Raw genomic sequence first — 25,229 nt, forward strand, 5'->3', positions numbered from 1 at the left:
TATGCCCATGAAGCTGTTCGACGAGATTCCCCGCGAGCGCCCGGCCACGCCGTTGCTCGACTCCTTTGATCATCCCGCTGCGCTGCGGGCCATGAACGCCCAGCAACTGGCCCAGCTCGCCGATGAATTGCGCGCTTACCTCCTGTATAGCGTGGGACAAAGCGGCGGCCATTTCGGTGCGGGGCTCGGCGTGGTGGAACTGACCGTGGCCCTGCATCAAGCCTTCGACACGCCCTTTGACCGCCTGGTCTGGGATGTCGGCCATCAGGCCTACCCCCACAAGATTCTCACCGGGCGTCGCGAGGCAATGCTCAGCATCCGCCAGTACGGCGGCCTGGCCGCCTTCCCCCGGCGATCCGAGTCCGAATACGATACCTTTGGGGTGGGTCATTCCAGCACCTCGATTTCCGCCGCCCTGGGCATGGCGCTTGCCGCGCGTGCCCAGGGTGAAAAGCGCCGGGTATGCGCAGTAATTGGCGATGGTGCCTTGACCGCTGGCATGGCCTACGAAGCGCTGGCGCATGCCGGCCATGTCGATGCCAACCTGCTGGTGATACTCAACGACAACGAGATGTCGATCTCGGAAAACGTCGGCGGCATTGCCACTTACCTGGCTCGGGTGCTTTCCAGCAAGCCCTATCTGAAAATGCGCGAGGAAGGCAAGAAAGTGCTCTCGCACCTGCCCGGCGCGCTGGAGCTGGCGCGGCGAACGGAAGAGCACATGAAGGGCATGGTCAGCCCGGCAACCTTATTCGAGGAAATGGGCTTTCATTACATCGGCCCGATCGACGGCCATGACCTGGAAACGCTTACCCAGACATTGCACAACCTGCGCGACCTCGACGGCCCGCAGTTTCTGCATATCAAGACCTGCAAGGGCAAAGGCTTTCTGCCGGCCGAAGCCGACCCCATCGGCTACCACGCCATCACCAAGCTGGAAAAGCCCGCCGCCGCCAAGCCGCCACCCACCCCTGAGAAACTCGACCCGTCGCAAACCGGCCCTGTAAAACGCAAGTACTGCAACGTGTTCGGTGAATGGCTGTGCGACATGGCCGCCGCCGATAAGCGCTTGATCGGCATTACCCCGGCGATGCGCGAAGGCTCCGACCTGATCCGCTTTTCCAAGGAGTATCCCGAGCGCTACTTCGACGTGGCGATTGCCGAGCAGCATGCGGTCACCTTGGCGGCGGGCATGGCCTGTGAAGCCATGAAACCGGTGGTGGCAATCTACTCCACCTTCTTGCAGCGCGGCTATGACCAGCTGATTCACGATATCGCCGTGCAACACCTGGATGTGACGTTCGCCATCGACCGGGCCGGCCTGGTGGGCGAAGACGGTCCCACCCATCACGGCAGCATGGACCTTTCCTTTCTGCGCTGCGTACCCGACATGGTGATTCTAACCCCAGCGGATGAAGCCGAGTGCCGCGCCATGCTCAGTGCCGCCTACCACCACCCCGGCCCCGCGGCGGTCCGTTACCCGCGTGGCAGCGGCCCTGGCGCGGCGATACCCGACCATCTTGAACCACTTGCCATCGGCAAGGCCGAGCTGCGCCGCACCAGCAAAAAACAGGGACCCCGCATCGCCCTGCTGGCGTTCGGCAGCCTCAACACCGCGGCTGCCGAGGTCGCCGAACGTTTGGACGCCACCTACCTCAACATGCGTTCGGTCAAACCGCTGGACCGCTATGCCGTGCTTGCCGCCGCCGATGACAATGAGCTGATCGTCACCCTGGAGGAGAACGTGATCGCCGGCGGCGCGGGTAGTGCCGTCAACGAACTTCTCGCCGCCGAAGGCGTCCAGGTGGAAGTGCTCAACCTGGGCCTGCCCGATGCCTTTGTGGAGCACGGCACGCCCGCCGAGTTACTCGCCGAATGCGGCCTGGATGCTGACGGCGTCGAGAAAGCCATTCGCGCCCGCTTGCCCAAGGGCTGATTACTCAATGCAGTATTTTTCGAGATTCCTATGCTATTTCTGATATTAATTTTTGCCCTGCTGGGGTATGCGTTCGGCGGCCCCTTGGGGATATTGATCGGCGGCGGTCTGGGGTGGTGGCTTGCCCGCCGGATTCGCCGCGGATTGAACAGGGTACGCACCCGCACCCAGACACAGTTTTTGGATTCGGTTTTTTCCGTGATGGGCTGTCTGTGCCAAGCCGATGGCAAGGTGACCGAGGGCGAATTGAATGCCGCTGAAAAGCTGTTCGATCAGCTGCATCTTCAGGAGCAGCAACGTGCTCAGGCGCGTGCAGCCTTCGAGCGCGGCCGGGCCGATGACTTCGACCTGGACGCCGAACTGGGCGAGATTCAACGCCTGACCAAGGGGCAGCGTGCCCTGCGCCAGGTTTTCCTGCAGGTACAGCTTGCCGCTATAGCCGCCGACGGTGTGCTCCACACTTCCGAGCACGAGATGATTCTGCGCGTGGCTCGCGGGCTGGGATGCAGCGAGGCGGAAGTCCAGCAGATCGAAGCAATGCTCCATGGGGCGGCGGCCAACTCCCAGGGCGCCAGCGAAGAAGCGCTCAAGGATGCCTACCGCGTGCTCGGTGTCGAGGAAGAGGCCAGCGACGCCGAACTCAAGAAAGCCTACCGCCGCCTGATGAGCCAGAACCACCCCGACAAGCTTGCCGGCAAGGGTTTGCCCGATAGCATGCGCGAAGTCGCTCAGGCACGTACCAGCGAAATCACCAATGCCTATGAGCGCATTCGCAAGGCTCGCGACGTTTAGGGATTGGGTATTTTCCTCTAAGAGATCTCAAGGCCGCCAGGTCAAATGCTGGGTCAACATCTCGCCCAGCGCCTCGACAGCGGGCCAGGAAGCTGCGGAGACGTGGCGTCCATAATGCAACTGGGCCTGACAGCTGGGTAATGGCGGCAAGCCGTCGGTCTCGCCCAACTCGCACATGGTCGGCGTCAGCCGACTGCGCTCCAGAATGCTGATTGCCAACCCCGATTCCACCGCCGCTTCCAGCACATGGATGCTGGTGCTGGTGAAAACGGCATGCCAGGCACGTCCCACGGCTTCCAGGGCTTCGACGCCCAAATGGCGATAAGGGCAATTCAGTGGATGCAGCGCTAATGGCAGCGGCTTATCCGCGGCTACCGCCAACTCCCTGGCACTGGCCCACACCGGCATGGTTTGCCACAGCGGCGTGCCCCCCGCCAGCGAATGGGGGCGATCCAGGGCGACGATCAACGACAAATCGCCCTTTTCCAGCTGCTTGACCAGGTCGCCACTGGTGGCCGTGACGGCCTCGAGCACCACCTCTGGATGGCGGGCCATGAAATCGGGCAACAACCTTCCGACAATCTGCGTCGCATAATCTTCCGGCATTCCAAAGCGCACCCGCCCGCTCAGCCCCCGCCCCGTCATTCGCGCCACCATGCCATCATGCTGACGCAACAGTTCACGCGCTTCTCCAAGTAACACCTCACCGCTCATGGTGAGGGTCATGCCCCGGGCGCTGCGCACCAGCAGGCGGGTGTCCAGGCTCGCTTCCAAGCGTTTGATCTGCATGCTCAGCGCGCTGACCGTGCGATGGCGTTGCTGGGTGGCCGCCGCCAGAGTGCCCAGACGCGCCACGACCACGAAACTGCGCAGTGCCTCGAGATCCAGGGTGCTCAAGGGAGGTTCAGCCATATTGAACGCTCAGTGAAGTAATTATCGATTCCCTGAAGACTGTATGCCTCCCAGACTGTCGTCACAAGTCACATGACACACCTGGAGGCTGCATGACCGCTATCACGCGCCAGCTCTATCATTCATTGTCACCTCCGACCCCGAGCTTTCTGGGGGGATGGGTTGTCGCGGCAGGATTCGTGCTCTGCTGGAGTAGCGGCTTTGTGGGAAGCCGGCTGGCAGTGGCCATCGAAACGCCCACCTTGGCGCTTTATGCCTGGCGTTTCGCGCTGGCTACCTTGCTGGTCGGGTTATGCTGGGGTTTTCGGGCTTGCCGAAGCAGACGGGCTATCCATCTCCCGAGCCTTGCCCATGAGGCCTTGATCGGCAGCCTGACGGTGGGCATTTACTTGCTTGCCATGCTGCTGGCGGTAAAGGCCGGCGTCAGCGTCAATGTGGCGGCGCTGGTTGGCGCCCTGCAACCCTTGGCCGCCATCACTCTGGCCGGTTGGTGGCTAGGCGAACGCTCCGTGCCGCTTCAATGGCTGGGCATGAGCGTGGCGACACTGGGTGCCGGCGTGAGTGTGCTGGATGATTTTCAAGGCATGGGCGGCGCCCCGGCCTGGGCCTACGGCCTGCCGGTGCTGGCAGTCGCCGCCGTGACCCTGGGCAGCGTCATGGCGGCACGTCGGCCCGCGACACTGCCCCTGGAGGCCCGGTTAACCGTACAGCTGGGCGCAGCCACGCTGGTCTTCTTTGTGGCCGCCGGATATCTGGACGAAGGCCGAGTGGCACCGCCGCCCTTGTCCATGGACAGCTTCCTCACCCTGACCTGGCTGATCGTGCTGGCGACCTTCGGCAGCTACGGCTTCTTCAACGAGAGCCTACGGCGTTTTGGCGTCGGGCAAAGCGCTGCCCTGATCGCCCTGACCCCGGCGATGACATTGGGCTGGACGGCGCTGCTTTTCAAGGAACTGCCGGGGTGGCTGGGCGGTGCCGGCATGCTTCTGGGCCTGCTGGGGGCTATCGGCGCCCTTGCCGCCAAGCGGTTGACGCTCTTATGGCGGGCAACTAAGTTGAATCGGTACTCCCGATAACAGCAACAACAACACTGATGGAGGCATGGCATGGATTTCCCTTCTTGGCAGCATGGCCGGTCTCGCAGCCGGCTACTGGCAGGTGCCCTGTCGTTGTTATTCGCACCTTCCCTTGTTTATGCCCAATCCGCGGGGACCGGCACGATACCGCTCATGGAGAGCACGGATTGCCCCACCGAAGCGCTCAGGACGCTAGGCGCGGAGTGCTACACCTTTTACGGTGAGGAAAACTGGGACGAACCCAACGGCAATATCCTTCAGATGCCGGTGGCGGTGATCGAGCCGGAAGGCGAAAAGACGGGCGAGGTGCCGGTGTTCTTCTTTCCCGGCGGCCCCGGCTACTCCTCGCTGGGCAACCTGGACTACCTGGAACAGCTGCGCAAGGATATCGGCGAGCGCACCCTAGTGACAATGGACCATCGCGGCTACATCCACTCCGAACCGGCGCTGGAATGTCCCGACTACGCCCATGTTTCGCCCTACCACAACATCGTTCATACGCCGGCCATCACCTCCTCGCTCGACCCCATGCAGCGGCTCGAGAGCATTACCCGCGTCGTGGAAGACTGCTATGACAAGCTCAAGGAGGAAGGCATCGACGTCGCCCAGTACAACCAGTACAGCGTGTCGCGGGATGTCGACGAAATCCGTCAGCTGCTCGACTACGAACGCATCGACGCCTTCGGCTCTTCGACCGGCAGCGGCACGGTGCTGTCGTACATTCAGTATCATCCCGAGAGTGTACGCGCCGCGATTTTCGGCTGGCCCTGGTTCGCCCACTTGCGCAACCGGCCGCCCGTCGACGAGTTCTACACTGCCAAGCAGACCTTCAACGATGTGCTGGCACTGTGCGTGGCTGAGGATCCGGCATGCCGGGAGCTGCTGCCCGCCTGGCTACTCTCGGTGGACAGGGCTCGCCGAACCCTGGATGAGCGGCCCTTTGTGGCCACGGTCGAAGACAGCGATGGCCGCGAGAAAACCCTGTATTTCGACGGTGCCGCCTTTCTCGACACCCTCTATCTGTTTCTTCCCAGCGTCTATGCCGAGCTTCCCAGCCTGGTCGCCGACATCCAGGCCGACGACTATTCGCGCCTCAACGACTTTTTCCTGGTCGACGACTACAACCCCGAACCCGCAGCGCCCAACTATGCCCTAGGCTATTTCCTGGCCCATGTGTGCAACGACATGGGCAACAACCGGCCCAGCCGTGACGACTCAATTGCGGCGGTACAGCGCGAGCCCGCCGTGCTGGGCTTCGAGCCACCCTGGATATGCGGCTGGTGGGGCGAAGACGGTGACGTCCCCCTCGAGCACAACGATCCGCCCGCCACCGACATACCGGCCCTGGCGATTCACGGCCAGATGGATCCCTGCTGCGGGACGCGCTGGAGCGAACACGTCAAGAAAACCATGCCCAACCTGCAGTTCGTGGAGTATCAGGGGCTGGGGCACAGCCCCGTCAACGAATGCCGCTCGACCATGGTCGACGCCTTTCTTGACGACCCGCATGCCGAGGTGGATGACAGCTGCAAAAATGAGGTAGAGCTCGACCCTTGGGTGATCGAACCGCCGCAATCGCAATCATCGAACCGCTGAAAGAACGCTGCCTATCGAGCTCAGGTGCCAGACGTTAGCTAACCCCATTAGGGGCTTAACGCTGTGCAAGCGCTTGGCGAAACTCGGCGTGATAGGCGCTCGCGTGCTGCGCGGGGTCCGGTGGGAAACGCCCGAGTTCTACAGCGAGATCGAAAAAGCCTGCGGCGGGTAATCCTTCGCCTCGCCTGCTGATCACCAGGGCGGCAATGAAGGGGCGTCGCTGCTCGGCGTCCTCGCGCATCAGCGCTTCGAGGGCCATGGCAACGCGCTGGATGGTCCGCGGGGGGCTAAGTCCCAGCACCTCGGCAAGTTGTTGGTAGGTGACCGGCAACTTCGCTTCGGGTGTCGTTTCGAGGATCTTTCGCACCTGGGCCGCCAAGTAGGCGTTGCGGCTATCTGCGTTCATGCCGGCTCCATGTGAATAAGGGCCAAAGAAGCACCTCACTCCTTGCGTTCGATGTCCACATCGCTGGCCTGGGTGAAATCACCCAGCGCCATCATGTGGCCGAGCTTGCCTGCCTTGGTGGAAAGGTACTGTTCGTTGTGCGGGTTCAGGCCGGTGGTGATCGGCAGGCGTTCGGCGATAATCACGCCGTCCCGGGTCAGGGCATCCACCTTGCGTGGATTGTTGGTCATCAGCCGAAGTGATTTGATGCCCAAATGATCGAGCATGGGAATGCAAAGATCATAACGACGCATGTCGGCGCCAAAGCCCAGATCTTCATTGGCCTGCACCGTATCGCGGCCTTGATCTTGAAGATGGTAGGCACGAATTTTGTTGAGCAAACCGATCCCGCGCCCTTCCTGGCGCAGGTAGAGCAGCACCCCTCGCCCTTCTTCGGCAATGCGCTTGAGCGCTTCCTGCAACTGATAGCCACAGTCGCAGCGCATGGAAAACAGCGCATCGCCGGTCAAACACTCCGAATGCACACGGCCCAGCACCGCCTCACCATCGGCCACATCGCCCAAGGTCAAGGCAATGTGATCCTTGCCGGTGGCCTCGTCTTCGAAACCATGCATAGTGAATGTCGCCCAGGGGGTGGGCAGCTGAGAAGCGGCAATGAAGCGAATCGTCACGGGGTACCTCGGGATCAGCCACGCCAAGTTGGCAAAAGGGGAGCCATTCTAGCAGGAACCGGCGCCGGGCTCACGAATGTTGCGTATACGAAAGGCGCTGCCATGAAGCCATGCTGATTCACCTGACCCCGATCCGCCTGTATGGTGGGATCTCAGCTATTTTTTAACAAGGACGAAGCCTACCCATGACGAACCGACTCAAGACCTTACTGTTACTGCTGTTGCTGCTGATTCCCTTGAGCGTGAGCGCCCAGGAGAACGAGCCGCGTGTCACCGAACACCAGGATTGGCGCAGCGTCTGTATCGATACGCCACAGGGGGAGCGCTGCCAGGCCCAGCAGTCACTCAATATGGAAAACGAGCAAGGCAGCAGTCGCTTGTTGCTGGCGAGTGTTCTGCAAAATGGCGAAAACGCCCCTCGCATCCTGGAGCTGCTGTTACCCCTGGGGCTGGATGTGTCCTCGGGTATCGTGATGCAGATAGACGACGGTGAGGAAATGCGCGTGCCTTTCGCTACCTGCCTGGAACAGGGCTGCTATGCCATCTTGCCTCTTGAAGACAACCTCATGAAGAACATGCGCAGCGGTAGCGTAATCCGCATCGGGTTCCGGCCTTTCAATGCGCGCCAGACCCACGCGGTGGAAGTGTCGTTGATGGGGTTCACCGCGGCCACCAACGCCGTGAAGTAACGGCGTTGATACACGCTCTATCCATCAAGACGATTTCAGCAAGGCGATGCTTCGCTTCAGCCCGGCTGGAGCGAAGTGCTTGCGACCTTGTAGCGCGCCGGTACGTGCTATCTCACTTCCGCTCAACTCAAGTACAATGCAGGCAAATGCCTCAAGAGTCCGTCTTTCATGTCTATCCAACCTCTGCATAATGACCGTTTTCTGCGCGCCCTGGCGCGCCAGCCCGTCGACCGCACACCAGTATGGATGATGCGCCAGGCCGGGCGCTACCTGCCGGAATACCGTGCCTCACGCGCCGATGCCGGAAGCTTCATGGACCTGTGCCGCAACCATGACCTGGCCTGCGAAGTCACCATGCAGCCGCTGGAACGTTACCCGCTGGATGCCGCCATCCTGTTTTCGGACATTCTGACCATCCCCGACGCCATGGGGCTGGGCCTTTACTTCGAAACCGGCGAAGGGCCGAAATTTCGCAAGACGGTGCGTACCGCGGAAGACGTCGCCGCGCTCAGCGTTCCCGATGCCGAACGTGACCTGGGCTATGTCATGCGGGCGGTTTCCACGATCCGCCGTGAACTCAACGGTCGCATGCCGCTGATCGGCTTTTCCGGCAGCCCTTGGACGCTGGCCACCTATATGGTCGAAGGCAGCTCGAGCAAGGACTTCCGCCATGTGAAGACCATGCTGTACGACACGCCGGATACCATGCATCAGCTGTTGGATACCCTGGCTCATGCGGTCACCGACTACCTCAATGCCCAGATTCGTGCCGGTGCCCAGGCAGTACAGATCTTCGATACTTGGGGCGGGGCACTTTCCACGCCGGCGTACCTGGAATTCTCGCTGCGCTACATGGAGCAGATTGTCGCCGGCTTGATTCGCAACCACGAAGGGCGGCGTGTACCGGTCATCCTGTTCACCAAGAACGGCGGGCAGTGGCTGGAACACATCGCCGCCGTCGGCAGCGACGCCGTGGGCCTGGACTGGTCGACCGAGCTTTCCAATGCCCGCCAGCGCGTGGGGCATAAAGTGGCACTCCAAGGCAATCTGGACCCCAATGTGCTGTTCGCCCGGCCTTCGGCCATACGTGCGGAAGTCGCCCGGGTACTGGAAAGCTACGGAGAAGGCCCGGGTCATATTTTCAACCTCGGCCACGGCATCAGCCAGTTTACCAATCCGGATCACGTCACCGCCTTTATGGATGCGCTGCATGAGCTCAGCCCGGCGTATCACCGCGATATTGCGAGCACCTCCACTCAAGGAGCCAAGTAATGTCCTCATCGCTTGACGGTCAGTGGTTCACCGAAGTCTTCAACAGCCACGGCAGCGCCTTTTCGCTCAAGGTAACCGAAAAGCTGCTCGACGTGCAGAGCCCCTATCAACACCTTGAAGTCTACGCTACCGAGACCTTCGGCAACCTGATGGTGCTGGATGGCTGCGTGATGCTGACCGATCGCGACAACTTCCTCTATCACGAAATGATCGCTCACCCGGCCCTGTTCACCCATGCCGATCCCAGGCATGTGGTGATTATCGGTGGGGGCGATTGCGGTACACTGAAGGAAGTGCTGCGTCACCCCGGGGTGGAAAAGGTCACTCAGATCGATATCGATCAAGAAGTCACCAAGGCCGCCGAGCGTTTCTTTCCTGCCCTGGTGGAAGCCAATGACGACCCGCGTGCCGAGCTGCTGTTCGCCGATGGCGTGAAATGGGTGGATGACACCCCGGATGAAAGCATTGACGTCCTGATCATCGACTCCACCGACCCGGTGGGCCCGGCGGAAGGCCTGTTCAAGACCGATTTCCTCAAGCGCTGCTACCGCATCCTCAAGCCCGGCGGTGTCATGGTGCAACAGAGCGAATCGCCGCTTTATCACAGCGGCTCGATCATTCGTGAACTGCGCCGGGACATGCAGGAAGCGGGATTCGACAGCGTGGCGACGCTGCCCTTTCCGCAGCCGGTATATCCTTCAGGCTGGTGGAGCGTGACCTTGGCGGGCAAGAATGCCGATGTCGGCGCTTTTCGTGAACAAGACGCCGCCAGCAGCGAAATGCCATTGGACTACTATACGCCCGAGGCGCATCGTGGTGCCCTGGCATTGCCGCCCTTCATGCGTCGTGCGTTTGTCGAATAAGCGTCTCGAAATACTTTGAAGCTACTCAGTGCCGGTGCTACCTAACAACCGTTCCGAGAACAGTCGTTCCAAAAACAATGCCAAGAAAGGGGAAAAAGTATGCGCAATAAGTTGATGGTGGGGATGGCCGCGTTAATGACCGGGCCGTTATTGGCCCAGGCGGCAACACTGGATGATGTGTTGGAAAATGACAGTGTGCGTTGTGGCGTGAATGCCGCCCAGCCGGGATTTTCAGCGCTCAACGATGAAGAGACCTACCTTGGCCTGGACACCGATGTGTGCCGCGCCGTGGCAGCGGCGGTACTCGGCGACTCCGAAAAAGTACAGTTCGTGCCGCTGGATTCGGTGGAACGCTTCACCGCGATTCAATCCGGTGAAGTGGACATGTTATCGCGCACCACCACCTGGACCTCGAGCCGCGATACCGGCATGGGGGTGAACTTTACCGGCGTCAGTTATTACGATGGCCAGGCCTTCATGGTGGCAAGCGATCTGGGCGTCCAGAGCGCACAGGAACTGGATGGCGCAGCCGTCTGTACTCAGGCGGGCACCACCAGCGAGCTGAATCTGGCGGATTATTTCCGGGTCAATGACATGAGTTACGATCCGGTCATATTCGATGCCCCTGAACAGTCGATCATCGGCTTCGAAGAGGGCCGCTGTGATGTTCTGAGCTCGGATGCTTCCCAGCTCTACGCCCAGCGCATGCAGCTGAGCGACCCGGAAAGTGCCGAGGTATTGCCGGAAATCATCTCCAAGGAACCGCTAGGCCCCGCCGTTCGCCAAGGTGACGATCAATGGTTCAATATCGTCAAATGGTCGCTGTTCGCCATGATCAATGCCGAAGAGTACGGCATCAGCAGTACCAATGTGGATGAGATGTTGGACTCCGAAGATCCCAACATCGCGCGCATTCTGGGCCAGGGCGACAACTACGGCGAAGCCATGGGTCTCGAGGCCGACTGGGCCTACAACATCATCAAGCAAGTGGGCAATTACGCCGAGATGTACGACCGTAACGTGGGCAAGGACTCCGATTTTGCCATTTCCCGTGGCCTCAACGCCTTGTGGACAGATGGCGGCATTCTGTACGCCCCGCCGATTCGCTGATTGCTTTCCCGCTGATTCCTTCCAAGAACTGTTGCCAAAAACGATTCTCGAAACCCTGCAAGACCCTGTCGAGCTGATGTCGGCAGGGTCTTGCGTACCCCACGAATAGCCTATTTCACCGCCAAGCCTTGCGCCTTTTTCGAGCAGTTTTATCAAGCGTTGAAAGCTCGATGAATTCACAGCCATACCCCTCTTGGCACCTTCTTTGTTAGGTTTTAAAGCACATGCCTAGGCATGCAACATATTATTTTCGTAGGTGAGGAACTCACATGCTGAACAAGAAACACTGGGTACTGCTGGCGTCAGCCGGCTCCTTGGCACTGACGGGCATGACCACCGCTCAGGCCGATACGCTTGAAGATACACGCAGCAACGGCGCCGTACAGTGCGGTGTCAGCGATGGTCTGCCGGGCTTCTCTTCTCCCGATGACCAAGGCAACTGGCAAGGGCTGGATGTGGACGTATGCCGCGCGGTAGCTGCTGCCGTACTCGGTGATTCCGAGGCCGTGGACTACATTTCGCTGAATGCCGTGGAGCGTTTCACCGCCCTGCAGTCCGGCGAAGTCGACGTCCTGTCGCGCAATACCACCTGGACCACCACCCGCGATACCACTCTGGGGCTGAACTTCACCGGCGTGAGCTTCTACGACGGCATCGGCTTCATGATCAATCGTGACCTGGGTGTTGGCAGCGCCAAAGAGCTTGATGGGGCGGCCATCTGCGTTCAATCCGGGACCACCACCGAACTCAATGTGGCCGACTACTTCCGCGCCAATGACATGCAGTTCGATCCGATCGTTTTCGATACTTCCGAACAGACCGTGGGCGGCTATCAGGCGGGGCGCTGTGACGTCCTGACTTCTGATACCTCCCAGCTGGCCGCACTGCGCATTCAGCTGGACAACCCTAAAGGCTCCATGATCCTGCCGGAAATCATTTCCAAGGAACCGCTGGGTCCCGTGGTTCGTCAAGGGGATGACACCTGGTTCAATATCGTCAAATGGTCGCTGTTTGCCATGATCAATGCCGAGGAATATGGCCTTAACAGCGCCAATGTCGACGACATGCTGAGCTCCGAAGACCCCAACATCGCGCGTATCCTGGGCCAGGGCGACAACTACGGCGAAGCCATGGGTCTCGAGGCCGACTGGGCTTACAACATCATCAAGCAAGTGGGCAACTACGGCGAAAGCTTCGACCGTAACGTGGGCATGGACTCCCCGCTGGAAATTGAACGTGGTGTCAATGCTCTATGGACAGAGGGCGGCATCCAGTACGCACCGCCGATTCGCTAAGCGTCTCGCTTGACCTTTGGCCCGCCGCCCTTTTCAAGAGCATGGCGGGCCTTTTGAATGACTTTCCGTGTGGCGGAGACGCAACCCATGTCCGTTAGACCCAATGCTCGCCCAGGGGGCCAAAAGCCCCCTTTCTGGCGAGACCGCGCCAAGCGTGCCCTCATCTTTCAGCTGCTGTTAGTCGCTGCCGTGGCAGCTTTCCTGCTGTATATCGTGGGAAACACCCAGGCCAACCTGGAAGCTCGCGGCATCACCACAGGCTTCGGTTTTCTCAGCAATACCGCCGGTTTCGGCATCGTCCAGACGTTGGTGGATTACTCTTCTCAAAGTAGCTACGCACGCACCTTTCTGGTGGGGCTACTCAATACGTTGCTGGTAGGGGGCCTGGGCGTTCTCGCAGCGACTATCATCGGCTTTACCGTGGGTATTGCCCGGCTGTCGCCCAATTGGTTGTTGGCACGCCTGGCCAATGGCTATATCGAGATCTTTCGCAACATCCCTCTGCTACTGCAGATTTTTTTCTGGTATTTCGCCGTGCTGCGTACCCTGCCTAGCGCAAGGGACAGCCTCGCGTTCGGCGAAGCGGTGTTTCTCAATGTGCGTGGGCTCTACCTGCCCGAGCCGTTGTTCGAATCGGGTTTCGGCATCATCCCGGCGACGTTCCTTGTGGCAATCATTGCCAGCATCGTGTTGGTGGTATGGAACAAACGGCGCCAGGATGCCACCGGCAAGCGCCTGCCGGCGGGCTGGATATCGCTGCTGCTGATTTTCGGCCTGCCACTATTGGCATTGGTTGCCACCGGCGTACCGGTGACTTGGGACATGCCGGCGCTAAGCGGTTTCAACTTCCGCGGTGGCATTACGATCATTCCCGAGTTCCTGGCACTGTGGCTGGCGCTATCGATTTATACCGCTTCGTTCATCGCCGAAATCGTACGTTCGGGTATTCAGGCGATTTCCCATGGACAGACCGAAGCTGCCCAAGCACTTAGCCTGCCCCGCAAACTGGTTCTACGTCTGGTGATCATTCCCCAGGCACTCAGGGTGATCATTCCCCCGCTGACCAGCCAATACCTGAACCTGATCAAGAACTCGTCGCTGGCCACCGCCATCGGCTATCCGGATCTGGTTTCGGTATTCGCCGGCACCACACTGAACCAGACAGGCCAGGCAATCGAAGTCATCGCCATGACCATGGCGGTATACCTGACCATCAGTCTAGTGGTCTCCATGTTCATGAACTGGTTCAACGCCCGCGTTGCGCTGGTGGAACGCTAGGCCCAGGCGAGGTTAGGAGACAAGCATGATCCATAATCAAGACATGATTCCCCAGCAGCCGGCACCGCGCAGCACCATCGGCCCGCTAGCCTGGATGCGCGCCAACCTGTTCAGCGGACCGATCAATAGCGTCTTCACGCTGCTCGGGCTCTACGTGCTGTACCTTCTTTTGGTACCCACCATTCAGTGGGCATTCATCAATGCCGACTGGATCGGTACCTCACGCGATGACTGCTCCGGCGAAGGCGCCTGCTGGGTCTTCGTCAATGCGCGCTTCACCCAGTTCATTTACGGACTCTATCCCCGGGAAGAACTATGGCGGGGCAATATCGTCTTCGCAGGCTTCGCCATCCTGATTGCCTGGCTGGCGATCCCGCGCCTGCCTTACAAGCGCTGGGTGGCGATCTTCGCCCTGACCGCTTTTCCGGTCATCGCCTATGTGTTGCTCCACGGTGGCTATTTCGACCTGCCGCGGGTGCCGACGCATCGCTGGGGCGGGTTGATGTTGACCCTGATCCTGGCAGTGGTGGGCATGGTGGGTGCTTTACCTATCGGTATCGTGCTGGCACTGGGGCGGCGCTCGAACATGCCTATCGTCAAGAGCTTCTGTGTGGTGTTCATCGAATTCTGGCGTGGTGTGCCCTTGATCACGGTGCTGTTCATGGCCTCGGTGATGCTGCCGCTGTTTCTGCCCTCGGAGCTCAGTGTAGACCGCCTGATACGCGCCCTGATCGGGATAACCCTGTTCCAGAGCGCCTACATGGCGGAAGTGATACGTGGCGGACTGCAGGCGATTCCCAAAGGTCAGGAGGAAGCTGCCGCCGCGCTGGGCATGACCTACTGGAAACGTACCGCCCTGATCGTGATGCCCCAAACGCTCAAGATGATGATTCCCGGCATCGTCAATACGTTTATCTCGTTGTTCAAGGACACCACCCTGGTAATGATCATCGGGTTATTCGACTTGCTCGGGATCGTGCAGGCGGCGCTTTCCGACTCGCGCTGGCTGGGCTTTTCGCTGGAAGGCTACGTCTTTGCCGCCTTCATGTTCTGGATCTTCTGTTTCAGCATGTCGCGCTACAGCCAATACCTCGAACGCAAGCTGCACACCGGCCACAAGCGTTGATCCCTCAGGAACCTGTCAGGAAATCATCATGAATCAAACAGCCACACAGCCAGCAGACCTGATGGTCGAGATGCACAATGTCAATAAATGGTTCGGTGACTTTCACGTCCTTCGCGACATCGACCTGGAAGTGAAGCGTGGTGAACGTATCGTCATCTGCGGCCCTTCGGGGTCGGGCAAGTCCACCCTGATTCGCTGCATCAACCATCTGGAAGAACATCAGAAAGGCGAAATCGTGGTGGGCGGCGTCCCCCTGACCCAGGACGTGAAGCGCATCGAGCAGATTCGTCGAAGCGTAGGGATGGTGTTTCAGCACTTCAACCTGTTTCCCCACCTGACTGTACTCGAAAATTGCTGTATTGCGCCGATGTGGGTCCAGAAGAAATCACGGCGCGAGGCCGAGGCGGAAGCCATGCAGTATCTGGAGCGGGTCCAGATCGCCGAGCAGGCGAAAAAGTACCCGGGCCAGCTTTCCGGGGGTCAGCAGCAGCGCGTGGCCATTGCACGTTCGCTGTGCATGCACCCGGACGTCATGCTGTTCGACGAACCGACCTCGGCGCTGGACCCGGAAATGATCAAGGAAGTGCTGGATGTCATGGTCGAGCTTGCCCATGAAGGCATGACCATGATGTGCGTGACCCATGAAATGGGCTTTGCCAAGACCGTGGCAGATCGGGTGATCTTCATGGATCAGGGACAGATCATCGAGGAAAATGCACCCGAGCCGTTCTTCAACAACCCACAATCCGAGCGCACACAGCTGTTTCTCAGCCAGATCCTCGGTCACTGAGTCATGGGATTGGAATAGTGAGTCTTTGAAATAGCGAGTCTTGGGGTACCGTGAGTCTTTGTAGCGGCAGCGGTAGTTGACCATTTCCCCAAGACTTGCCATGGTTTAACTGACACTCACCCACAGGAGTAAGCGACTCTATGACGACTTATATCGTGGTAGCCGATGCAGCACGCGCTCGAATCTTCACCCGTGACGCCCTGACAGTGACCGAAAAGGAAAGCTTGGTGCATGCCGAAGGGCGGTTGCACGAAGGTGACCTTGTAACAGGTAGCGACGCTGATGTGAGTGAGTCGATGGCACCTGGCTCACGGTCTTCTTACCCGGAAGGCGTCGCCTCGAAACATGAGGCGAGAGTATTTGCCAAACAAGTCGCCGACCGGCTTTACCAGGCTCGCGTTGATAACCAGATGGAAAAACTCATCCTGGTGGCCCCTCCCAAGTTTCTCGGATTGCTGCGAGACGAGCTGGATAACCCCACCCGCAAACTGGTTCTGCACACTCTGTCCAAGGACCTCAGCAAGGCGCCGCTGGAAGATATCAAGGAAGCCGTCAGCGAGTTGCGTTGAACCTGAGCTCTTTACTCAAGGAGTGTAAGGTAGCGCGATTTCATCACTACGCTTGGCCCCGGCAGTCATCTCGCGGCACAGCCGCAGAAACTCCCTTACGCCGGTGGTCAGGTATTTGTGACGGTGCCAGATGAAGGTGAACTGGCGTTTCAAGTCCAGCTCCGGCGTGGGCAGCGGTACCAGACTGCCGCGCCGGAACGCATCGCGCAGGGCCAGTTTCGAAATACAGCCAATGCCCAAGCCCGACTCTACTGCTCGTTTTATGCCTTCGGTATGCTCAAGTTCGAGCAACGTATTGAAACGGCTGCGCCGGTGGCGGGCGGCCTGCTCCAGCGTCATGCGCGTCCCCGAGCCCTGTTCGCGCATGATCCAGTCCTCGCGCAACAGGCGCTCGAGTTCAAGGTTCTGACTTCCCGCCAGCGGATGGCGTGGTGAGCAGAACACACATAGCTCATCTTCCACCCACGGCTGGCTGATGATTGCCTCGTCATCGCATTGGCCTTCTATCAAGCCCAGATCCAATGTGTGTTGACGTACACCCTCGATGATATTGCGCGTATTGCGCACCGCCAGCCGCACCCGGCTTCCGGGATAGCGCTGCATGAAGTCACTGATCAACAGCGTTGCCAGGTAATTGCCAATGGTCAGCGTTGCCCCCACATCCAGCGAGCCTACCCCCTGCTGGCCACGCAGCAGTTCTTCGATCTCTTCGCCCCGATCAAGCAGCGCTACCGCCTTGGGTAGTAGCTGAAATCCCAGCGCATTGAGCTTCAAGCGCTTTCCGAGGCGATCCAGCAGCTGGCAGTCAAATTGTCGCTCCAGCTCCGCAAGTGCCGTACTCGTAGCAGACTGGGAAAGCGCTAAGGTGCGTGCCGCCTGAGAAACGCTTTCATGCTGGGCCACCGCCACAAAAACTTCCAGCTGACGCAGGGTGTAATGCATGATTCACCTCAATGACACGAATGCCGACCTATCGGTTGAACATTAGCGTTGGCGAAACGCCTTATCAAAATTGCTTATCGAAAACCCTTTATCGAAACCACTGATAAACGTTATCCATATTATCTGCTTAACAGATATAGCAAAGTTTTTTAGACTTGTCGGCAACCTTACTCAATTTTTTATTCTAAAAACGAATAAAAACGACTCAACAGCAAGGAGCCATCATGAGCAAATTCGCCCTGGAAGAAGTTCTCAGCGTTCATCATTGGAACGATTCGCTGTTCAGCTTTCGTACCACCCGTGAGCGAAGCCTGCGCTTCAAGAACGGGCAATTTGTCATGATCGGGCTGGAAGTGAATGGTAAGCCCTTGATGCGCGCCTATTCCATCGCCAGCCCCAACTACGAAGATCACCTTGAATTCTTCAGTATCAAGGTGCCGGACGGCCCACTGACATCACGCCTGCAACACCTCAAGGTCGGGGATCAGATCATGGTCAGCCGCAAGCCCACCGGCACCCTGGTCACCGATGACCTTCTGCCGGGGCGCAACCTTTACATGCTCTCGACCGGCACCGGCCTGGCGCCGTTCATGAGTTTGATTCAAGACCCGGAAGTTTTTGAGCGCTTCGAAAAAGTCGTGTTGATTCATGGGGTGCGCCACGTTTCCGAGCTGGCCTATACGGATTTCATCACACGTGAATTGCCCGCGCATGAATACTTGGGTGAAGAGATCGCTGAAAAACTGGTCTACTACCCCACGGTCACCCGGGAAGAGTTCCACACCATGGGCCGCCTGACCGATCATATTCGCACCGGCAAGTTATTCGAGGATACTGGCCTGCCTCCCATCGACCCGCGTCAGGACCGCGCCATGATCTGCGGCAGCCCCGCCATGCTTGACGACACCAGTGCCTTGCTTGATGAATTGGGTCTGAATATTTCGCCACGTATGGGCGAGCCGGGCGATTACGTTATCGAGCGCGCCTTCGTCGAGAAGTAAACCCGCCCCGGCGCCATCAAGAAGTCATTATCGAAAAAAGTCCCATCGCTTGAATGCGCTGGGACTTTTTTGTTGCCGCAACTAACTTGTTCACCGAAACTAATTGGTTACCGCAACCCGGCGACGATCACACCGCATCTTTGCCGGTTTCGCCGGTACGGATACGAATCACCTGCTCCAACGGCATCACGAAAATCTTGCCGTCACCGATCTTGCCGCTATTGGCCACTTGAGTGATGGCATCAATCACCTGCTCCGCCATTTCATCATCCACCGCCACTTCCAGCTTCACCTTGGGCAAAAAATCCACCACGTACTCGGCACCCCGATACAGCTCCGTGTGGCCCTTTTGCCGGCCGAAGCCTTTCACTTCCGTCACGGTGATGCCTTGCACGCCAATATCGGACAGCGACTCGCGCACGTCGTCAAGCTTGAACGGCTTGATAATTGCTGTGATCAGTTTCATCGCCAATTCCTCTATGGATCATATTATCGAGCTTAGTGCCCAAGCATACACCGCCAAGGTCACAGAATAAAAAAGACCTCCCCGAAGGGAGGCCAGGAGGAGCACGCCAGCTCACCAGGTAAGTGACAGCTTGTTGTTTTTGCTTTATTTCTTGCTGGCACTAAACTCAGGGTAGGCTTCGAGACCGCATTCAGCGATATCGACGCCTTCATATTCTTCTTCTTCACTGACTCTGATGCCTATCACTGCTTTGAGAATCAGCCAGACAACCAGGCTGGCCAGGAATACCCAACCGAAGATAGCGATTGCACCGATGATCTGGGCGCCGAAGCTGGCATCCGCATTGGACAGCGGCACCGCCATCAGGCCCCAGATACCCGCGACACCGTGCACGGAAATGGCGCCCACCGGGTCGTCGAGTTTCATCTTGTCCAGCGTAACGATGGCCCCCACCACGATCAGCCCGCCCACGGCCCCGATGGCCGCAGCACCTAGCGCAGAAGACGACAAGGGGTCAGCGGTAATCGACACCAGACCGGCAAGGGCACCGTTCAGCGCCATGGTCAGGTCCGCCTTGCGGAACCACAGTTTGGCCAGAACCAGCGCAGCGATCACACCCCCAGCGGCGGCGGCATTGGTATTGACGAAGACTTGAGCGACGTTATTGGCGGACGCCACATCGGACATCTTCAATTCAGAGCCGCCGTTGAACCCGAACCAGCCCATCCACAGGATGAAGGTACCCAAGGTGGCCAGCGGCATGTTGGCACCCGGAATAGCAAAGATAGTGCCGTCTTTGCCGTACTTGCCCTTACGCGGACCCAGCACCAGAACACCGCTAAGCGCAGCGGCGGCACCCGCCATGTGGACGATGCCGGAGCCAGCGTAGTCAGAGAAGCCGACCTCGGCGAGCCAGCCACCGCCCCAGGTCCAGTAGCCGGACACCGGATAGATGAAAGCTGTCATCACCACGGAGAAAGCCAGGAAGGCCCAGAGCTTCATGCGCTCGGCCACGGCACCCGAGACGATCGACATGGCGGTGGCCACGAACACTACCTGGAAGAAGAAGTCGGCGCGCATGGAATAGTAGGGGGCATCATCGCCACCGGCGGTCACCGCCTCCACGCTATTTTCGCCGCCCAGCAGGAAACCGAGATTAGGCAAAAAACCACCGCCCGGACTTGAGTACATGATGTAGTAGCCGACTAACAGGTACATGGTGCAGGCGATGGCGAACAGGGCGATGTTCTTGGTCAGAATTTCAGCGGTGTTCTTGGAGCGCACCAAACCGGCTTCCAGCATGGAAAAGCCCGCGGCCATCCACATTACCAGCACACCACAAATCAAAAAGTAGAACGTATCGAGCGCATAACTCAGCTCTGTTAATTCCGTCATTGGAATGTCCCCTTAGGCTTGCAAACGACGCAGTCACTGGACGGCGAGATGTTTAAATGGCATCAGATTTAAACGGCATCGGCGCCGCGTTCACCGGTACGAATGCGAATGACATCTTCAAGAGGAGTGACGAACACCTTGCCGTCCCCGATCTTGCCGCTATTGGCGGCGTTACAGATGGCATCCAGAACACTTTCCAGACGGTCGTCGTCGACCGCCACTTCCAGCTTGACCTTGGGCAGAAAATCCACCACGTACTCGGCGCCACGGTAAAGTTCGGTATGGCCCTTCTGGCGGCCGAAGCCTTTGACTTCCGTGACGGTGATCCCTTGAACCCCATTGTCTGCCAGGGCTTCGCGCACGTCGTCCAGCTTGAATGGTTTGATGATGGCGGTAATGAGTTTCATCCGGAACTCCTTTGGTGAACAGCGGCAAATGCCGCCCGGCAACTACCTGAACCGTTAATGCGCATACCGTGCCACCAATAATTTATTTGTTTTTTTTCAAAAACTTATTTTTAAAATACTCATATTCCTCCAAACATATAAGCCAGTTTTCAAGAGCTGTTTTCCGCCGATGCACCAGGAAAGATCAGCTTGTGAATGCGCTCGCATCATTTTGATGCATAAAAGACCCTGACAAGCACATGCGCGTCGTCATTGGGTTGCGTATCCTGTGAGGGATACCGTACAAAGCAACGCCCAATTCCACAGGCTTTACTTTCAGGCCTTACTTTTAGGAGACTGCCATGGCGCCCCAAGATCCCATCAGCCGGCTGGCCCAGCAAATCGGCGAGCGTTTGCAGAATGCATCCCAAGCCCCCGAAGATATTCAAAAAAGCATGCAGCAGGTCGTGCGCGGTGCATTCGATCGTCTCGAGCTCGTGTCGCGGGAAGATTTCGATATCATGATGGACGTGCTGCAGCGTACCCGTGCCCGGGTAGAGTCCCTGGAAAGCCAGGTGGCCGCCCTCGAAGCGGCGGTGGATAAGGCACAGGCTTCTTCTGCCCCACCCGTTGCGGGTAAAAATACGCCTCCCGTGGAAGCCGAAGTGCCTCCTTTGCCGGCGGACACCAGCAGCGAAGTACCCAAGCCTGCGGATACGTCACCCAAGCCCGGCGATTCATGAGGCAAACCAAGTCCACAACAACTGGCCAAGCCCATACCCGCTGGGCTTGGTTTTTTTTGATGCTCTGCTATTTTTTTTGAAGGGAGCTGGAAAGGTAGTTCAGCCGGAAAGCTAAATGGCCACCACAGCCAAAGGAGCAATCACATGAAAAACACCCCCACCGATAAGGAAAAAGCCAACGAAAAGCAACGGGCTGAAGAGCTAATAAAAAGAGACATGCCCAAGGGAAGTCCATCTCAACCTTCCAGACCTTCCCCGGAAGACGCAAAAGAAGAGGTATATCGCCCCGAGGAGAATGTAGATAACCAAAAAGCGGGCACGACAACGCCTCATCACGGCAACGTGCATGATGATGAAAAGGAGCTGCCTGGCTGGCAACTGACCAAGGACAAGGCCGAGCATAAGAAGCACATCAACGAAGCGACCGAAAAGGCCAAAAACCCCAGACGTAACGGTTAACACCGACCGGCCCGAAGGCAGTCGGACAGAGAGCTTCTGACATGCCAACATCAAATATTATGAATGCAAATCACTATCATTGACTTTATTTATTGCAATGGTACGCTGCGTGACGCTCCTGCCTTCTTCTGATCCATCGTATTTCGGGGACTGGCTGCTACTCGCTTTGAAAGACGAGGATGCCCAATTCACAGCGAACGGAACTCTGACTCTTGAAATGAAAATGTCGCCACGCCCCCTCTCGAGTCTCTATCTCGGCGCCTTGAAAGAGGCGCCACAGCCAGGCTTCGGGGTGGCTGCCGGCGACGCTCGGCCGCTGGCACAGCTTCTTCAACCGGATGAGCTGGCAGCGGTCTTGGCCTCCTTCGGAAGCTCCTATCAGCAAGCGGACACTCAAGCGACGCCGGATATCCGTGGTGTCGCTTCGCTGTGGTCAAAATGGTATTTCAATGCACTGCTGCTACCCGCGCTGTTGAGTAACCTGCTGCTCGAACGTCAGCTGCCGTTGACCATGGGGCGGGTTTCTCTCGAACTGGATAGCCACGCCAAGCCTTTGCGGTTGCATTTCTGCCATGACGGCCTTCCCTTGACCAAGGTACGCCTGGAGCGGTTTGACGCGTTGCTGGCGCACCTGAGCGGGGTCGTCAATGCTCTCGCTGCTGTCTCAGGCGCCTCGCCACGGGTGTTCTGGAGCAACATCGGCAATACCTTCGAGCATGTTGTCGGCGTGATAGAGGCACACCCTCACGCCTGGCCAGACTGCACCCTAACGGCGCGAGAATTACTCGACACCCCTCGGCACACCGCGACACACCCTGAAAAAGCTCACCTTGCCCAGGGGCACAAGAACCCTCTCTATCATCCGGTGCGTTATATCACCACCCAAGACGAATCGACTCCACGGCGTATCCGGCGGCTGTGTTGCCTGCGTTACCTGCTGCCTTCACTGGACTATTGCGGCAACTGCCCGATCTCTTGCCAACGTCATCACACATCACCGGCCAAGCTCTCAACCAGCTAACCAAAAAGCCCGCGCAAGGCGCGGGCTTAAGGCAGGATGCGCTGTCAAGCGCCAGGACGTTGCTTAGTAGCGCCAATTCAGATTGACCATCACGTGGCGCGGCGCGCCATGGAAGCTCTGGTCCCACTTGAGGCTGGTGAAGTACTTCTCGTCGGTAATGTTATTGAGATTCAGCGAGCCGGTTAACTGGTCATTGAAGTCGTAGCTGGCCATCAGATCGACCAGGGCGTAGGCGTCCTGGCGCGTCTTGCCGTCGGCAAAGTCCCGTTCGCGCTCGATGGCATCCTGCCAGCGTAGCCGCGCGCCCACCTTGAGCTGGTCCATATTCGCCGGGCGGTAGCTGGTGGAGGCCCGCAGCATATTACGCGGAATATAGGTATTAGTGGCATCGCCGTCGGCATCCTCAACTTCAAGATAGGTATAGCCGACGCTGGCCTGCCAACCTGGGGAAAGCTCGCCAGTGAGTGTCGCCTCAAAACCTTCGCTGGTGATGCCGTCGCCCCCCGTGTAGAACGACTTGCCATCGGGCAAGGTCCCCGCCGGCTGGGCAATGTTATCCTGCTCGATACGGAACACGGCCAGCGACGCATCGGCACCGCCGTCGAATACATCCGCCTTGATACCCACTTCTTGCGCTTTGCCGTCGATCGGATCCAAGTAGTTACCGCTGCGGTCAGTTTCGGTCTGCGGCTGAAAGATCTCGGTGTAACTGGCGTAGAGCGAAGCGTTACCCGTCACATCGTAGATCAGCCCCAGATAAGGCGTGAAGATCCCATCCGCCTCGGTGGTTTGAGAGACACCGTACTGCTCCCCAGTGGTGTCAAACCAACTCACCCGCGTACCGGCAACGCCCGTCCAGCGGTCGGCGAGGTCCAGCTTGGCCGCGCCGTAAACGCTGCGCTCCTTGACCGTGGCATCGCCAACCGTGGTGGGATAAGCCATCCAGTCGGTAGGCTCGGGATATTCACCATCCCATTGATCCAGCCAGGGGAGTGGCGTCGAGACTGGCGTGGTGGGATAACGCGACTCCTGCTGATTGCGGCTTTGACTCCAGTCAGTACCTAAAAGCAGTTGATGGGTGCGCCCGAAGGCCTCCACGTCGCCCTTGGCATGTAAGTCAGCCACCCATTGCTCCAGGTGACGATCGTACTGACTAAGAGTTAGCTGGCTGCTATCAATCTGTCCACTTGCCGCATCCGGTGTGCCATAGATATAGAAAAGCTGCGTATCGGAAATCATATCCAGATGGGTCACGGTTCCTTTAAGTGACCAATTTTCATTCAGTTCCTGCGCAAGCTCGATGAAGCTGCGGTGCGTTTCACCATTCCAATAGGACCACTCGGGCGCGGAGGAAGTACTACGATCATAATGAGTCGGGTTTCCCGCCGAGTCGTACAGGGGTAGTGAGCCCCACATATTGCCGTCGGTATTATTATCTTGCCAGGTGTGCCCCAGCGTCAGCTGAGTGGTATCCGTCACATCGGCTTCCACTACGCCGTAGAGCAGCCCCCGTTCGCGGCTGAGACGATCCAGGTAGGAATCGGTTTGCATTCCCGAGACGACCAGGCGGCCACGCACCCGTCCCTCGCCATCCAGCGGCCCGGAGACATCCACGTCCAGGCGACGCTGATCCCAGGAGCCCAGGGTGCCTGAAACAGACGCTTGGGGCTCAAAGGTTGGCCGTTTACGAATGAAATTCACCGTGGCCGCCGGATTGCCCGAACCGGACATCAGCCCCGTGGCGCCGCGCACCACTTCGATGCGGTTGTAGATCGCGGTGTCCATATCACCATGGACATTGTTGTAGGGCATCGGCACACGCAGGCCGTCGACCTGGAAGTTCGAAAGCTCAAAGCCACGCGCAGAATAGTAAGTGCGGTCGGTTTCCAGGCGTTCTACGGTCACACCGGGGACGCTTTCGAGCGCGTCGTTGATCGTATCTAACTGAAAGTCATCCAGTTGGGCACGCGTTACCGTCGACACGGACTGAGGTGTCTCGCGGGGCGTCAGATCAAGCCCCGTGGCGGTGCTGGTGAGAGGCGCACGATAGCTATCCGTGCCTTCGGTAATGACCGACAAGGCCTCGGCCTGAACGGTGACCGTATCTAGCGTTTCAGCGCCTTCTTGGGCCAACAAAGGCGCCGCGCTCAGTGCAAAACAGCCGGCCGCGGAGGTACAGAGGGCGCGCCGAATGGCGATGGTCAGCGGCTTATGCCTTGCGACATGCGAAGATGATGGGATAACGGAAAGCAAAGAATCAAACATGAGCCGAGGGCCTCTGATATCATTATGTGAAGATGATGCGAATACGAATGATAATTACACTTATTTATTATCTCAATGCAAATCGATTGCATTAGCCAATGCATTTGATAAATATTTCTATTTGATTAGAATTCACCTTCGCTAATGAATCATTTTCACCACGTCCACGG

Annotated in this window: 25 protein-coding genes; 17 read left to right on the forward strand and 8 right to left on the reverse strand. The window is 58.4% G+C overall.

The window, feature by feature from the left end:
- The first annotated feature begins 7 nt into the window (after positions 1-7).
- Both dxs and djlA read left to right on the forward strand, forming a co-directional pair.
- Positions 8-1,936, forward strand: coding sequence for a 1-deoxy-D-xylulose-5-phosphate synthase (gene dxs, locus GPM19_RS07230; RefSeq protein WP_202114752.1), 1,929 nt, complete (start codon positions 8-10; stop codon positions 1,934-1,936).
- Between the two features lie 30 nt (positions 1,937-1,966).
- Complete coding sequence (djlA, locus tag GPM19_RS07235; RefSeq protein ID WP_160418366.1) at positions 1,967-2,728, forward strand: co-chaperone DjlA; 762 nt, start codon at positions 1,967-1,969, stop codon at positions 2,726-2,728.
- Between the two features lie 27 nt (positions 2,729-2,755).
- On the opposite strand, the gene GPM19_RS07240 is transcribed toward djlA, so the two are convergent.
- Positions 2,756-3,640 carry a LysR substrate-binding domain-containing protein gene (locus GPM19_RS07240; RefSeq protein ID WP_160418368.1) on the reverse strand — a complete coding sequence of 295 codons (885 nt, stop codon included), beginning with the start codon at positions 3,638-3,640 and terminating at the stop codon, positions 2,756-2,758.
- A gap of 92 nt (positions 3,641-3,732) precedes the next feature.
- Here GPM19_RS07240 and GPM19_RS07245 point away from each other — a divergent pair, with 92 nt between their 5' ends.
- Both GPM19_RS07245 and GPM19_RS07250 read left to right on the forward strand, forming a co-directional pair.
- On the forward strand, positions 3,733-4,716 hold the full coding sequence (locus GPM19_RS07245) for a DMT family transporter (protein WP_160418370.1): 984 nt from the start codon (positions 3,733-3,735) through the stop codon (positions 4,714-4,716).
- Positions 4,717-4,746: 30 nt separating this feature from the next.
- Positions 4,747-6,312, forward strand: coding sequence for an alpha/beta fold hydrolase (locus GPM19_RS07250; protein WP_227842235.1), 1,566 nt, complete (start codon positions 4,747-4,749; stop codon positions 6,310-6,312).
- 55 nt (positions 6,313-6,367) lie between these two features.
- On the opposite strand, the gene GPM19_RS07255 is transcribed toward GPM19_RS07250, so the two are convergent.
- A complete protein-coding gene (locus GPM19_RS07255; RefSeq protein ID WP_160418372.1) occupies positions 6,368-6,718 on the reverse strand; it encodes a hypothetical protein in 351 nt (116 codons plus the stop codon).
- A gap of 35 nt (positions 6,719-6,753) precedes the next feature.
- A complete protein-coding gene (ribA, locus tag GPM19_RS07260; protein WP_160418374.1) occupies positions 6,754-7,389 on the reverse strand; it encodes a GTP cyclohydrolase II in 636 nt (211 codons plus the stop codon).
- A 185-nt stretch (positions 7,390-7,574) separates the two neighbouring features.
- Between ribA and GPM19_RS07265 the strand changes: the two genes are divergently transcribed.
- From GPM19_RS07265 to GPM19_RS07305, 9 genes are all read left to right on the forward strand, one after another.
- Positions 7,575-8,078 carry an invasion associated locus B family protein gene (locus GPM19_RS07265; RefSeq protein ID WP_160418375.1) on the forward strand — a complete coding sequence of 168 codons (504 nt, stop codon included), beginning with the start codon at positions 7,575-7,577 and terminating at the stop codon, positions 8,076-8,078.
- 168 nt (positions 8,079-8,246) lie between these two features.
- Entirely contained in the window at positions 8,247-9,350 is a 1,104-nt protein-coding gene (gene hemE / locus GPM19_RS07270) for a uroporphyrinogen decarboxylase (RefSeq protein WP_160418376.1), read from the forward strand.
- Positions 9,350-10,213, forward strand: a complete 864-nt coding sequence (gene speE, locus GPM19_RS07275) for a polyamine aminopropyltransferase (protein ID WP_160418377.1) — start codon at positions 9,350-9,352, stop codon at positions 10,211-10,213. The genes hemE and speE overlap by 1 nt, the downstream gene beginning before the upstream one ends.
- A gap of 99 nt (positions 10,214-10,312) precedes the next feature.
- Positions 10,313-11,323: an amino acid ABC transporter substrate-binding protein gene (locus GPM19_RS07280; protein WP_160418378.1), complete on the forward strand. Its 1,011-nt coding sequence runs from the start codon at positions 10,313-10,315 to the stop codon at positions 11,321-11,323.
- A 269-nt stretch (positions 11,324-11,592) separates the two neighbouring features.
- Complete coding sequence (locus GPM19_RS07285) at positions 11,593-12,618, forward strand: amino acid ABC transporter substrate-binding protein (RefSeq protein WP_160418379.1); 1,026 nt, start codon at positions 11,593-11,595, stop codon at positions 12,616-12,618.
- An 87-nt stretch (positions 12,619-12,705) separates the two neighbouring features.
- A complete protein-coding gene (locus GPM19_RS07290; protein WP_160418380.1) occupies positions 12,706-13,896 on the forward strand; it encodes an amino acid ABC transporter permease in 1,191 nt (396 codons plus the stop codon).
- A gap of 25 nt (positions 13,897-13,921) precedes the next feature.
- Positions 13,922-15,022, forward strand: a complete 1,101-nt coding sequence (locus tag GPM19_RS07295; protein WP_160418381.1) for an amino acid ABC transporter permease — start codon at positions 13,922-13,924, stop codon at positions 15,020-15,022.
- A gap of 61 nt (positions 15,023-15,083) precedes the next feature.
- Positions 15,084-15,812 (forward strand): amino acid ABC transporter ATP-binding protein, encoded by a 729-nt coding sequence (locus tag GPM19_RS07300; RefSeq protein WP_114485434.1) that lies wholly within the window; start codon positions 15,084-15,086, stop codon positions 15,810-15,812.
- 140 nt (positions 15,813-15,952) lie between these two features.
- A complete protein-coding gene (locus tag GPM19_RS07305) occupies positions 15,953-16,381 on the forward strand; it encodes a host attachment protein (protein WP_160418382.1) in 429 nt (142 codons plus the stop codon).
- A gap of 15 nt (positions 16,382-16,396) precedes the next feature.
- On the opposite strand, the gene GPM19_RS07310 is transcribed toward GPM19_RS07305, so the two are convergent.
- On the reverse strand, positions 16,397-17,323 hold the full coding sequence (locus GPM19_RS07310; protein ID WP_160418383.1) for a LysR family transcriptional regulator: 927 nt from the start codon (positions 17,321-17,323) through the stop codon (positions 16,397-16,399).
- Between the two features lie 224 nt (positions 17,324-17,547).
- Here GPM19_RS07310 and GPM19_RS07315 point away from each other — a divergent pair, with 224 nt between their 5' ends.
- Positions 17,548-18,324, forward strand: a complete 777-nt coding sequence (locus tag GPM19_RS07315; RefSeq protein WP_160418384.1) for a ferredoxin--NADP reductase — start codon at positions 17,548-17,550, stop codon at positions 18,322-18,324.
- A gap of 127 nt (positions 18,325-18,451) precedes the next feature.
- Here the strand turns inward: GPM19_RS07315 and glnK are convergent, their stop codons facing one another.
- The 3 genes from glnK to GPM19_RS07330 all read right to left on the reverse strand — a co-directional run bounded on the left by glnK (position 18,452) and on the right by GPM19_RS07330 (position 20,592).
- Complete coding sequence (gene glnK, locus GPM19_RS07320; protein WP_160418385.1) at positions 18,452-18,790, reverse strand: P-II family nitrogen regulator; 339 nt, start codon at positions 18,788-18,790, stop codon at positions 18,452-18,454.
- Between the two features lie 144 nt (positions 18,791-18,934).
- Positions 18,935-20,185, reverse strand: a complete 1,251-nt coding sequence (locus GPM19_RS07325; protein WP_160418386.1) for an ammonium transporter AmtB — start codon at positions 20,183-20,185, stop codon at positions 18,935-18,937.
- Positions 20,186-20,253: 68 nt separating this feature from the next.
- Positions 20,254-20,592, reverse strand: a complete 339-nt coding sequence (locus GPM19_RS07330) for a P-II family nitrogen regulator (protein ID WP_160418387.1) — start codon at positions 20,590-20,592, stop codon at positions 20,254-20,256.
- Positions 20,593-20,933: 341 nt separating this feature from the next.
- On the opposite strand from GPM19_RS07330, the gene GPM19_RS07335 reads away from it, so the two are divergent.
- The 3 genes from GPM19_RS07335 to fhuF all read left to right on the forward strand — a co-directional run bounded on the left by GPM19_RS07335 (position 20,934) and on the right by fhuF (position 22,794).
- The gene (locus GPM19_RS07335) at positions 20,934-21,314 is read left to right on the forward strand and encodes an accessory factor UbiK family protein (RefSeq protein ID WP_160418388.1); all 381 of its coding nucleotides are present in this window, start codon (positions 20,934-20,936) and stop codon (positions 21,312-21,314) included.
- Between the two features lie 144 nt (positions 21,315-21,458).
- Positions 21,459-21,773 carry a hypothetical protein gene (locus GPM19_RS07340; RefSeq protein WP_160418389.1) on the forward strand — a complete coding sequence of 105 codons (315 nt, stop codon included), beginning with the start codon at positions 21,459-21,461 and terminating at the stop codon, positions 21,771-21,773.
- A gap of 223 nt (positions 21,774-21,996) precedes the next feature.
- Positions 21,997-22,794 (forward strand): siderophore-iron reductase FhuF, encoded by a 798-nt coding sequence (fhuF, locus tag GPM19_RS07345; protein WP_160418390.1) that lies wholly within the window; start codon positions 21,997-21,999, stop codon positions 22,792-22,794.
- A 63-nt stretch (positions 22,795-22,857) separates the two neighbouring features.
- On the opposite strand, the gene GPM19_RS07350 is transcribed toward fhuF, so the two are convergent.
- On the reverse strand, positions 22,858-25,059 hold the full coding sequence (locus GPM19_RS07350; protein WP_160418391.1) for a TonB-dependent siderophore receptor: 2,202 nt from the start codon (positions 25,057-25,059) through the stop codon (positions 22,858-22,860).
- Positions 25,060-25,229: the final 170 nt, after the last annotated feature.

It is taken from the genome of Vreelandella zhuhanensis (genome assembly GCF_009793355.1).
Taxonomy (GTDB): Bacteria; Pseudomonadota; Gammaproteobacteria; order Pseudomonadales; family Halomonadaceae; genus Vreelandella; species Vreelandella zhuhanensis.